The following is a 12321-nucleotide window of genomic DNA, read 5'->3' as shown; positions in this document are numbered from 1 at the left end:
AATGCCCTTGTTAGAGCGTCAGGCTCGGATTGCTGCGGCCAGATCCCGTTGCTCTCCCAACAATGGTGTCTGCTGGTCCGCCAGCCAGCGGGCCACCAAAGGCCAGACTTCGGCCTGGGCGGGCTTGCTGACAAGCATTTCAACATGGCCGAAATTATCGGCAAAACCTTGATCACGACCCAGATTGATAAATTGCTTGTGCCCGGAACCGAGCTGATCGAACAGTTTGCGGCAAGCCCATGCAGGATCCTGATGATCACCTGCAGCGCTTACTGCAAGCACCGGCAACTTGACCTCGGCCAAACCCGCCCACCAGTTTTTATCGGCATCGCCAAAGCGTCCGAACAGTCCGTACCAACGCATGCTTTCCAGGGCCAGGCCGATCGGCTCGTCCTCCGGGCCACGCTTGAGTCTTGAACCGGACAACTGGGCAAAGCGCTTGAGAATGAAGCGGCCGCCCCACTCCACCGGCGGAATCTTCAGTGGCCAATAGTTGCGACTGACCTGGGTGCCGAAAAACGCCGCCGAGGCCACGACCGGCTCACCGATGTACTCGCCACCCAGCGCCGCCGCCAGGGTAATACCGCCCAGCGAATGACCGATCCAGTGCGGTACCTGCCCGCTCTGTTCACGCACAAATGCACCGATGGCTGGCAGATCGTAGCGCGCGTAGTCGGCGACACGGTTCTTGCGGTAGTCGTGGTTACGCTGGGACAAGCCGTGACCGCGCATTTCCGGAATCCAGACGTCGAATCCCAAGCGAGCCAGATAAGCACCCAACCCCAGGCCCTTGGGAGAAAACCAGAACCGGCGATTGGAAAAGCTGCCGTGCAGCAGGATCACCGGCACGCCGCGGGAGGATGGTTCATCGGCCAAGCCGAGACGCGTCACAGCCAGTTCGACGGTGAAGTCGGGGCTGTTGCCGGGCTTCAAACGATACACATCTTCGCTCAGATCGCCGCGCCGTTCGGCGCTGATCAGGGCGACAGGAAATAGGTTGCTGCTGCTTTGCATAATCTCTTGCACAAAAAAGGGCGGCTTCCAGAGGAGCCCGCCCTGCTTGAATCTCTAAAAGACCGCGCCCTGTGGGAGCGAGCCCTGCTCGCGAAAAACCTCAGGACACCACGTTTATCCAGGATAAACGTGTGATCGTTGACGTCCATCGCGAGCAGGCTCGCTCCTACAAAGGCATGTGAGCGGCCCGTTCACACGGGATCAAGCCGAAGCCTGACCCTCAGCCAGGAAGAACCAGGTTTCCAGTACGGAATCGGGGTTCAACGAAACGCTTTCAATGCCCTGCTCCATCAGCCACTTGGCCAGGTCCGGGTGGTCCGAAGGGCCCTGACCGCAGATGCCGATGTACTTGCCGGCCTTGTTGCACGCGGCAATGGCGTTGGCCAGCAGCTTCTTGACAGCCGGATTACGCTCGTCGAACAGGTGCGCGATGATCCCGGAGTCACGGTCCAGGCCCAGGGTCAGCTGGGTCAGGTCGTTGGAGCCGATGGAGAAACCGTCGAAGAATTCGAGGAATTCTTCAGCCAGGATGGCGTTGGACGGCAGTTCACACATCATGATCACGCGCAGGCCATTCTGGCCACGGGCCAGACCGTTTTCCGCCAGCAGATCGACCACCTGGCTCGCTTCGCCCAGGGTACGGACGAACGGCACCATGATTTCGACGTTGGTCAGGCCCATCTCGTTGCGTACGCGCTTGAGGGCGCGGCATTCGAGTTCGAAGCAGTCGCGGAACGATTCGCTGATGTAACGCGAGGCGCCACGGAAGCCCAGCATCGGGTTCTCTTCTTCCGGCTCATACAGCTTGCCGCCGATCAGGTTGGCGTATTCGTTGGACTTGAAGTCCGACAGACGCACGATGACCTTTTTCGGCCAGAACGCAGCCGCCAGGGTGCTGATGCCTTCGACCAGTTTCTCGACGTAGAAGCCCACCGGGTCGTTGTAGCCGGCGATGCGCTTGTCGACGCTTTCCTTGATGTCCAGCGGCAAACCGTCGTAGTTCAGCAGTGCCTTGGGGTGCACGCCGATCATGCGGTTGATGATGAACTCCAGGCGAGCCAGACCCACACCGGCGTTCGGCAGCTGCGCGAAGTCGAAGGCGCGGTCCGGGTTACCGACGTTCATCATGATCTTGAACGGCAGCTCCGGCATGGCGTCCACGGAGTTTTTCTTGATGTCGAAGCCCAGTTCGCCTTCGAAGATGAAGCCGGTGTCGCCTTCAGCGCAGGAAACGGTCACGCCCTGGCCGTCTTTCAACAGTTGGGTGGCGTTGCCGCAACCGACCACGGCCGGGATACCCAGCTCACGGGCGATAATCGCCGCGTGGCAAGTACGGCCGCCACGATTGGTGACGATCGCGCTGGCGCGCTTCATGACCGGTTCCCAGTCCGGGTCGGTCATGTCGGACACCAGTACGTCGCCTGGCTGGACCTTGTCCATCTCGGACACGTCCTTGATGATGCGGACCTTGCCGGCGCCGATGCGCTGGCCGATGGCACGGCCTTCCACCAGCACGGTGCCGGTTTCTTTCAACAGGTAACGTTCCATGACGTTGGCCTGGGTGCGGCTCTTCACGGTTTCCGGGCGGGCCTGCACGATGTACAGCTTGCCGTCGTCACCGTCCTTGGCCCACTCGATGTCCATCGGGCACTGGTAGTGCTTCTCGATGATCATCGCCTGCTTGGCCAGTTCGCTGACTTCGGCGTCGGTCAGGCAGAAACGCGCACGTTCGGCCTTGTCCACGTCGACAGTCTTGACCGAACGACCGGCCTTGGCTTCGTCGCCGTAGATCATCTTGATGGCCTTGCTGCCCAGGTTGCGGCGCAGGATGGCCGGACGACCAGCCGCCAGCGTGCCCTTGTGGACGTAGAACTCATCCGGGTTCACCGCGCCTTGTACGACGGTTTCACCCAGGCCGTAGGCGCCGGTGATGAACACCACGTCACGGAAGCCCGATTCGGTATCGAGGGTGAACATCACGCCAGCAGTGCCGGTTTCGGAACGGACCATGCGCTGCACGCCAGCCGACAGGGCTACCAGCTTGTGGTCGAAGCCCTGGTGCACGCGATAGGAAATGGCGCGGTCGTTGAACAGCGAGGCGAACACCTCTTTGGCGGCGCGAATGACGTTTTCGACGCCACGGATGTTCAGGAAGGTTTCCTGCTGGCCGGCAAAGGAAGCGTCCGGCAAGTCTTCGGCGGTAGCGGAAGAACGCACGGCCACGGCCACGTCAGGATTGCCGGCGGACAGCGTGGCGAACGCGGCGCGAATTTCGGCATTCAGTTTTTCAGGAAACTCGGCCTCCATGATCCATTGACGGATCTGGGCACCGGTCTTGGCCAGGGCATTCACGTCGTCGACGTCCAGGGCATCGAGTGCGTCGTGAATCTGCTGATTCAGGCCGCTCAGTTCCAGGAAGTCACGATAAGCCTGAGCGGTCGTGGCGAAGCCGCCGGGCACCGATACACCGGCACCTGCAAGGTTGCTGATCATCTCGCCCAGGGATGCGTTCTTGCCCCCCACATGCTCAACATCGTGTTTGCCGAGCTTATCGAGGGAAACTACGTACTCTACCAAGGTGATCTCTCCACTAACTGTGTTGGAAAAGCTCAGAAACCGGCTGCTTAAGTGAGCATTTGCCGGTTATATGGCCTGGACCTGGAAAATAAGTGAGAATGCGGGCCATTGGCGGCCGGCAAATCGCGCCTATCATATCCAAGATTCGTCACTAGCTTAAGGCCCAAGGTGCAAATGAAACGATCTGCTTTCTTTATCTCCGATGGTACCGGCATTACCGCCGAAACCCTGGGTCAAAGCCTTCTGGCGCAGTTCGAAAACATTACCTTCAGCAAAGTCACGCGGCCGTACATCGACAACGTGGACAAAGCGCGGGCCATGGTACAACAAATCAACAAAGCCGCCGAAACCGACGGCTTCCGTCCGATTATCTTCGACACCATCGTCAATCAGGACATTCGTGAGATTCTCGCAACCTCGAATGGTTTCATGATCGACATTTTCTCGACGTTCCTGGCACCGCTTGAACAGGAACTGACCGAGCATTCTTCCTACACCGTGGGCAAGTCCCACTCCATCGGTGCCAACACCAATTACATGGAGCGTATCGAGGCCGTTAACTTTGCCCTCGACAACGACGACGGTGCCCGCACGCACTATTACGACAAGGCCGACCTGATACTAGTGGGCGTGTCGCGATGTGGTAAGACGCCGACGTGCCTGTACATGGCGATGCAATTCGGTATCCGCGCAGCCAACTACCCGCTGACCGAAGACGACATGGAACGCCTGCAACTGCCAAACGCCCTGCGCGCCCACCAGCACAAGCTGTTCGGCCTGACCATCGACCCCGACCGCCTCACCGCGATCCGCAACGAGCGCAAACCCAACAGCCGCTATTCGAGCTACGCCCAGTGCGAGTTCGAAGTGCGCGAGGTCGAGAACCTGTTCCGCCGCGAAAACATCCCGAACATCAACTCCACGCATTTTTCCGTGGAAGAGATCTCCGCGAAGATTCTGGTGGAAAAGGGCGTCGAGCGACGGTTCAAATAGTTTTTTTCGGTGCCTGTTCCGGCCTCATCGCGAGCAGGCTCGCTCCCACAGAGGAATTGCGGTGCACACAAATCAACTGTGGGAGCGAGCTTGCTCGCGATTGAACGATAACGCGGTCTCCTAGATAACAAACAAATCCACAAACCGGTTCACCGGTGTCGCCTCAAGTTTCTGCTGATCCTTGCACAGCGCGAAAATCTCCTCGCTACGCTGACCAGTGAATCGTGTCAGCAAGTTCGCCCTGAATTTCTCCTCCAGCAATGGAATTCCTTCAGCCCGCCGCCGCCGATGCCCGATCGGGTATTCCACCACCACATTCTCAGTGCTGGACCCATCCTTGAAAAACACCTGCAGCGCATTGGCAATCGAGCGTTTATCCGCCTCCAGGTATTCACGGGTGTAACGCGGTTCTTCGACGATAACCATCTTGTCGCGCAGCACATCGATGAGCGGATGCGCCCTGTGGAAATCGTCTTCGTAGTGCTCGGCCACCAGGTCGCCAAAGGCCAGCGGCACGGCAGTCATGTACTGGATGCAATGATCGCGGTCGGCGGCATTGGCCAACGGGCCGACCTTGGAAATGATGCGGATCGCCGATTCATGGGTGGTGATGACGATCTTGTCGATTTCATGCAGACGATCACGCACTTGCGGATGTAGCGTCACTGCCGCCTCGCAGACCGTTTGCGCGTGGAACTCGGCGGGAAAACTGATCTTGAACAGCACGTTTTCCATCACATAGCTGCCGTACGGCCGCGAAAAACTGAATGCCCGCTTATCTTCAGGCTTGAGCGCCAGATCATTGTTGGTGTGACTGAACAGTACGTCGTAAAAGCCCCACTGCCTGGCACTCAACACACCAGGAATACCCATCTCGCCACGCATCGCAATATGCGCCAGGCGCACGCCACGACTGGACGCATCGCCCGCCGCCCAGGACTTGCGCGAGCCGGCATTCGGCGCATGCCGGTACGTGCGCAAGGCCTGACCGTCAGCAAAGGCGTGGGACAACGCCGACAGCAACTGCTCGCGATTGGCACCCATCAGCCTGGCCGTGACCGCGGTCGAGGCGACTTTCACCAGAATCACGTGATCGAGGCCGACACGGTTGAACGAGTTTTCCAGGGCGATCACGCCCTGGATCTCGTGGGCCATGATCATCGCCTCAAGTACCGTGCGCACGGTCAGCGGCGCCTCGCCATTGGCCAGGCGCTTTTGCGACAGGTGATCGGCCACCGCAAGAATGCCGCCGAGGTTATCCGACGGATGTCCCCACTCGGCCGCAAGCCAGGTGTCGTTGTAGTCGAGCCAGCGCACGATGCAGCCGATGTCCCAAGCCGCCTTCACCGGATCGAGCCGATAAGAAGTGCCGGGAACCCGGGCGCCGAACGGCACGACGGTGCCTTCGACCACAGGTCCCAGGTGCTTGGTGCATTCGGGAAAGCGCAGGGCCAGCAGGCCACAACCCAAGGTATCGATCAGGCAGTTGCGGGCGGTGTCCAGAGCTTCTTTGGACTCGACCTTGTAGTTCAACACGTAATCGGCAATGTCCTGCAGGACCTTGTCGTAGTCGGGGCGGTTGTTCAGGTCGACGTTGGCACTCATGTTCGATTCACTCTTGTAGGAGCGAGCCTTGCTCGCGATGGTCGTCAACGATAACGCTGGGTGCCTGACACCCCGTGGTGCTCTCAGGTCCATCGCGAGCAGGCTCGCTCCTACAGAGGGTATGGATCAGAACGAATCCCCCGGCACCCGCACAAACCCTTCCATCAACACCCGCGCACTGCGGCTCATGATGGCTTTGTTCACCGTCCACTCGCCGTTCACCAGGCTGGCCTCGGCGCCGACGCGCAAGGTGCCGGACGGGTGGCCGAAGCGCACCGCGTTGCGTTCGATACCACCTGCCGCAAGGTTCACCAGAGTGCCGGAAATCGCCGCCGCCGTGCCGATCGCCACCGCCGCCGTGCCCATCATCGCGTGGTGCAATTTGCCCATGGACAGTGCACGCACCAGCAGGTCGACGTCACCTGCGGCAATCGCCTTTCCGCTGGACGCCACATAGTCCGCCGGTTTGGCAACGAAGGCCACTTTCGGTGTGTGTTGGCGTTTGGCCGCTTCGTCGATGTTGGAAATCAGGCCCATGCGCAATGCGCCGTAAGCGCGGATGGTCTCGAACATCAGCAAGGCTTTCGGGTCGCCGTTGATCGCGCCCTGCAACTCGGTGCCCTTGTAGCCGATGTCTTCGGCATTGACGAAAATCGTCGGGATGCCGGCGTTGATCATGGTCGCCTTGAAGGTGCCGACGCCGGGCACTTCCAGGTCATCGATCAGGTTGCCGGTGGGGAACATCGAACCGCCGCCACCCTCTTCTTCCGCTGCCGGATCGAGGAACTCGATCTGCACTTCGGCTGCCGGGAAGGTCACGCCGTCGAGTTCGAAATCGCCAGTCTCCTGCACTTCACCATTGGTGATCGGCACGTGGGCGATGATGGTCTTGCCAATGTTGGCCTGCCACACGCGAACCACCGCCACGCCGTTGTGCGGGATGCGGCTGGCGTCCACCAGACCGTTGCTGACGGCGAACGAACCGACCGCCGCCGACAGGTTGCCGCAGTTGCCGCTCCAGTCCACGAAGGGCTTGTCGATGGACACCTGACCGAACAGGTAATCGACATCGTGATCGGCCTTGGTGCTTTTCGACAGGATCACGGTTTTGCTGGTGCTGGAGGTCGCGCCGCCCATGCCGTCGATTTGTTTGTCGTACGGGTCGGGGCTGCCGATCACGCGTAGCAGCAAAGCGTCGCGAGCCGGGCCTGGAACCTGTGCCACTTCGGGCAGGTCCTTGAGACTGAAGAACACGCCTTTGCTGGTGCCGCCGCGCATATAGGTCGCTGGAATCTTGATTTGAGCTGCGTGAGCCATGGTGCTCGTTACTCCTGATCTGAAAGCAGACACGGGACTTGAAGTCCCGTGTCTGTATTGCGTGCGTTAAACGGCAACCGCCGACTCTTCGAGGAAGTCCTGGGCGAAGCGTTGCAGCACGCCGCCGGCCTCGTAGATCGACACTTCTTCGGCGGTGTCGAGGCGGCAGGTCACCGGCACGTCGACGCGTTCGCCGTTCTTGCGATGGATCACCAGCATCAGTTCGGCGCGCGGAGTGCGATCACCGATCACGTCGTAGGTTTCGCTACCGTCGATGGCCAGGGTGTGGCGGTTGGTGCCCGGTTTGAACTCCAGCGGCAACACGCCCATGCCTACCAGGTTAGTGCGGTGAATGCGCTCGAAGCCTTCGGCGGCAATCGCTTCCACACCGGCCAGACGCACGCCCTTGGCCGCCCAGTCGCGGGACGAACCCTGACCGTAGTCGGCGCCTGCGATGATAATCAGCGGCTGCTTGCGATCCATGTAGGTTTCGATGGCTTCCCACATGCGCATCACTTTGCCTTCCGGCTCGACACGGGCCAGCGAACCCTGCTTGACCTTGCCGTTTTCCTGAACCATTTCGTTGAACAGTTTCGGGTTGGCGAAGGTTGCGCGCTGCGCAGTCAGGTGGTCACCACGGTGAGTCGCGTAAGAGTTGAAGTCCTCTTCCGGCAGGCCCATTTTCGCCAGGTATTCGCCGGCGGCGCTGTCCAACATGATCGCGTTGGACGGCGACAGGTGATCGGTGGTGATGTTGTCCGGCAGTACCGCCAGCGGGCGCATGCCCTTGAGCGGACGAGCACCGGCCAACGCGCCTTCCCAGTACGGCGGACGGCGGATGTAGGTGCTCATCTCGCGCCACTCGTACAGCGGCGCGACTTTCGGGCCGGTGTCTTCGTGGATGGCGAACATCGGAATGTAGACCTGACGGAACTGCTCGGGTTTGACCGAGGCTTTCACGACTGCGTCGATTTCTTCGTCGCTTGGCCAGATGTCTTTCAGGCGGATTTCCTTGCCGTCGACCACGCCCAGCACATCCTTCTCGATGTCGAAACGGATGGTGCCGGCGATGGCGTAAGCAACCACCAATGGCGGCGATGCGAGGAACGCTTGCTTGGCGTACGGATGAATCCGCCCGTCGAAGTTACGGTTACCAGACAACACCGCGGTGGCGTACAGGTCGCGGTCGATGATCTCTTGCTGGATTACCGGGTCCAGTGCGCCGGACATGCCGTTGCACGTGGTGCAGGCGAAAGCCACGACGCCGAAGCCGAGCTTGTCCAGCTCTTCGGTCAGGCCGGCTTCATCGAGGTACAGCGCCACGGTTTTGGAGCCCGGTGCCAGGGACGACTTGACCCATGGCTTGCGGGTCAGGCCGAGCTTGTTGGCGTTGCGCGCCAGCAGGCCGGCGGCGATCACGTTGCGCGGGTTGCTGGTGTTGGTGCAGCTGGTGATGGCGGCGATGATCACCGCGCCGTCCGGCATCTGGCCAGGCACGTCGTCCCACTGACCGGAGATGCCTTTGGCCGCCAAATCGGAAACCGCTACACGGGCGTGCGGGTTGCTCGGGCCGGCCATGTTGCGCACCACCGAGGACAGGTCGAACGTAAGGCCGCGCTCGTATTGCGCGCCTTTCAGGCTGTCAGCCCACAGGCCGACCTGCCTGGCGTAGTTCTCGACCAACTGCACCTGCTCGTCTTCACGGCCGGTGAGCTTGAGGTAGTCGATGGTCTGCTGGTCAATGTAGAACATTGCTGCGGTGGCGCCGTATTCCGGGGCCATGTTGGAAATGGTCGCGCGGTCGCCGAGGGTCAGCGCGGAGGCGCCTTCGCCGAAGAACTCCAGCCATGCGCCAACCACTTTTTGCTTGCGCAGGAACTCGGTCAGCGCCAGCACCATGTCGGTGGCGGTGATGCCCGGTTGCAGCTTGCCGGTCAGTTCGACGCCAACGCTTTCCGGCAGACGCATCCAGGAGGCGCGGCCGAGCATCACGCTTTCGGCTTCGAGGCCACCGACACCGATGGCGATCACGCCCAGCGCATCGACATGCGGAGTGTGACTGTCGGTGCCAACGCAAGTGTCGGGGAAAGCCACGCCATCGCGCACCTGGATCACCGGAGACATTTTCTCCAGGTTGATCTGGTGCATGATGCCGTTGCCCGGTGGAATCACGTCGACGTTCTTGAACGCCTTCTTGGTCCAGTTGATGAAGTGGAAACGGTCTTCGTTGCGACGGTCTTCGATGGCGCGGTTCTTTTCGAACGCCTCCGGATCGAAACCACCGCGCTCGACGGCCAGGGAGTGGTCGACGATCAACTGCGTCGGCACCACCGGATTGACTTGCGCCGGATCACCACCTTGCAGGGCGATGGCGTCACGCAGGCCGGCGAGGTCGACCAGCGCGGTCTGGCCGAGAATGTCGTGGCACACCACGCGGGCCGGGAACCACGGGAAGTCGAGGTCGCGCTTGCGCTCAATGAATTGCTTCAGGGATTCGGTGAGCGTGGCCGGGTCGCAGCGACGCACAAGGTTTTCCGCCAGCACACGGGAGGTGTACGGCAGGGTGTCGTAGGCGCCAGGCTGGATCGCCTCGACCGCTGCGCGGACATCGAAGTAATCCAGGTGGCTGCCTGGCAGCGGTTTACGGAACTGTGTGTTCATCGTCAGGACTCGGTCACGGTAGTTACAAAGGGCGGGGCCTGGCACCGAATTCGAAATCAACGCAATCCACTGTAGGAGCGAGCTTGCTCGCGATGGTGTGTCAGTCGACACCAATGTGAATGACATTCCATCGCGAGCAAGCTCGCTCCTACAGGGATCTGCGTTGATTTCAGATCCCGGTGCCGACCTCCACCATTCAGCGTTGTTCGATTGGTACGAACTTGCGCTGTTCAACGCCGGTGTATTCGGCGCTTGGACGGATGATGCGGTTGTTGGCGCGTTGTTCGTACACGTGTGCGGCCCAGCCGGTCAGGCGCGAGCAGACGAAGATCGGTGTGAACAACTTGGTCGGGATGCCCATGAAGTGGTACGCCGAGGCATGGTAGAAGTCGGCGTTCGGGAACAGTTTCTTCTGCTCCCACATGGTCTTGTCGATGGCTTCGGACACCGGGAACAACACCTTGTCGCCCACTTCGTCAGCGAGTTTTTTCGACCAGCCCTTGATCACCTCGTTGCGCGGATCGTTGTCCTTATAGATCGCGTGGCCGAAGCCCATGATCTTGTCCTTGCGCTCGAGCATGCCGAGGGTGCCTTTGATCGCCTCTTCCGGCGACGAGAAGCGCTCGATCATTTCCATCGCCGCTTCGTTGGCGCCGCCGTGCAGCGGGCCGCGCAGCGAGCCGATGGCCGCGGTGATGCACGAATACAGGTCGGACAGGGTCGACGCGCACACACGGGCGGTGAAGGTCGACGCGTTGAACTCGTGCTCCGCGTAGAGGATCAGCGAAACGTTCATCACCTTGACATGCAGTTCGCTTGGTTTCTTGCCGTGCAACAGGTGCAGGAAGTGGCCGCCGATGGACTGCTCGTCGCTCACGCAGTCGATGCGCTTGCCTTCGTGGCTGAAGCGATACCAGTAAGTCATGATCGCCGGGAACGCGGCCAGCAGGCGGTCGGTCTTGTCATGCTGCTCGGAGAAATTGTTCTCCGGCTCGAGGTTGCCCAGGAACGAACAGCCAGTGCGCATCACGTCCATCGGGTGGGCGTCGGCGGGGATACGTTCCAGCACTTCTTTGAGCGCTTGCGGCAGGTCACGCAGCTTGCTCAGCTTGCTGATGTAGGCGTTCAGTTGCGCTTTGTTCGGCAGTTCGCCGTACAACAGCAGGTAAGCGACTTCTTCAAACTGTGCGTCAGCCGCCAGTTCACGAACGTCGTAACCACGATAAGTCAGACCGGCACCCGACTGGCCTACGGTGGACAGTGCGGTTTGCCCGGCAACCTGGCCACGGAGCCCGGCGCCACTGAGTACTTTTGCTTCGGCCATTGCTGTCTCCAATCTTGAATTTGTTAGGGAATCGGCAAATTTATTGATCGGGATTCACCCCGACCTCTGTAGGAGCGAGCTTGCTCGCGATGGTGGACCGTACACCGCGGGGTACCAATTTTCCCGCGTCATCGTTAGCGACCATCGCGAGCGAGCTCGCTCCTACAATTATTTCTTTGACGCAAACAACGCATCGAGCTTCTGCTCGAAGGTGTGGTAGTCGATGCGATCGTAAAGCTCCATGCGCGTCTGCATGGTGTCGATGACGTTCTGTTGCGTGCCATCGCGACGGATCGCGGTGTAGACGTTTTCTGCGGCCTTGTTCATGGCGCGGAACGCCGACAGCGGGTACAGCACCAGCGATACATCGGCAGCGGCCAGTTGTTCGGTGGTGTACAGCGGTGTTGCGCCGAATTCGGTGATGTTGGCCAGGATCGGCGCTTTCACACGACTGGCGAACAGCTTGTACATTTCCAGTTCAGTGATGGCTTCCGGGAACACCATGTCGGCGCCGGCTTCGATGCACGCCGCGGCGCGATCCAGGGCAGACTCCAGACCTTCCACCGCCAGGGCGTCGGTACGGGCCATGATCACAAAGCTGTCATCGGTACGTGCATCTACGGCCGCCTTGATGCGGTCGACCATTTCCTGCTGGGTGACGATTTCTTTATTAGGACGGTGGCCGCAACGCTTGGCGCCGACCTGGTCTTCGATGTGAATCGCCGCCGCGCCGAACTTGATCATCGACTTGACGGTGCGAGCGACGTTGAACGCCGAGGAACCGAAACCGGTGTCCACGTCCACCAGCAGCGGCAGGGCGCAAACATCGG

The 12321-nt window shown here is 60.4% G+C and carries 8 protein-coding genes; 1 reads left to right on the top strand and 7 read right to left on the bottom strand.

All coding sequences use genetic code 11. The features are described from left to right. Nucleotides 1-18 precede the first annotated feature (18 nt). Both PMI29_RS18650 and ppsA read right to left on the bottom strand, forming a co-directional pair. A complete protein-coding gene (locus PMI29_RS18650) occupies nt 19-1014 on the bottom strand; it encodes an alpha/beta fold hydrolase (RefSeq protein WP_007996717.1) in 996 nt (331 codons plus the stop codon). A gap of 201 nt (nt 1015-1215) precedes the next feature. Beyond that, nucleotides 1216-3591 (bottom strand): phosphoenolpyruvate synthase, encoded by a 2376-nt coding sequence (ppsA, locus tag PMI29_RS18655; RefSeq protein ID WP_007996715.1) that lies wholly within the window; start codon nt 3589-3591, stop codon nt 1216-1218. Nucleotides 3592-3765: 174 nt separating this feature from the next. On the opposite strand from ppsA, the gene ppsR reads away from it, so the two are divergent. After that, entirely contained in the window at nt 3766-4584 is an 819-nt protein-coding gene (gene ppsR, locus PMI29_RS18660) for a posphoenolpyruvate synthetase regulatory kinase/phosphorylase PpsR (protein WP_007996714.1), read from the top strand. Between the two features lie 120 nt (nt 4585-4704). On the opposite strand, the gene prpD is transcribed toward ppsR, so the two are convergent. The 5 genes from prpD to prpB all read right to left on the bottom strand — a co-directional run. Further along, on the bottom strand, nt 4705-6189 hold the full coding sequence (gene prpD / locus PMI29_RS18665) for a 2-methylcitrate dehydratase (protein WP_033052243.1): 1485 nt from the start codon (nt 6187-6189) through the stop codon (nt 4705-4707). Between the two features lie 126 nt (nt 6190-6315). Next, a complete protein-coding gene (gene prpF, locus PMI29_RS18670; protein ID WP_007996712.1) occupies nt 6316-7506 on the bottom strand; it encodes a 2-methylaconitate cis-trans isomerase PrpF in 1191 nt (396 codons plus the stop codon). Between the two features lie 66 nt (nt 7507-7572). Beyond that, nucleotides 7573-10167, bottom strand: a complete 2595-nt coding sequence (gene acnD, locus PMI29_RS18675; RefSeq protein WP_007996711.1) for a Fe/S-dependent 2-methylisocitrate dehydratase AcnD — start codon at nt 10165-10167, stop codon at nt 7573-7575. A gap of 196 nt (nt 10168-10363) precedes the next feature. Further along, the gene (gene prpC, locus PMI29_RS18680) at nt 10364-11491 is read right to left on the bottom strand and encodes a bifunctional 2-methylcitrate synthase/citrate synthase (protein ID WP_007996710.1); all 1128 of its coding nucleotides are present in this window, start codon (nt 11489-11491) and stop codon (nt 10364-10366) included. A gap of 168 nt (nt 11492-11659) precedes the next feature. Continuing rightward, on the bottom strand, nt 11660-12321 hold a 662-nt coding region (prpB, locus tag PMI29_RS18685; protein ID WP_007996709.1), incomplete at its 5' end, for a methylisocitrate lyase.

The organism is Pseudomonas sp. GM49 (assembly GCF_000282355.1).
Lineage (GTDB): Bacteria > Pseudomonadota > Gammaproteobacteria > Pseudomonadales > Pseudomonadaceae > Aquipseudomonas.
The sequence above is the reverse complement of the archived record's forward strand: the minus strand, read 5'-3'. Positions and strand labels throughout refer to the sequence as shown.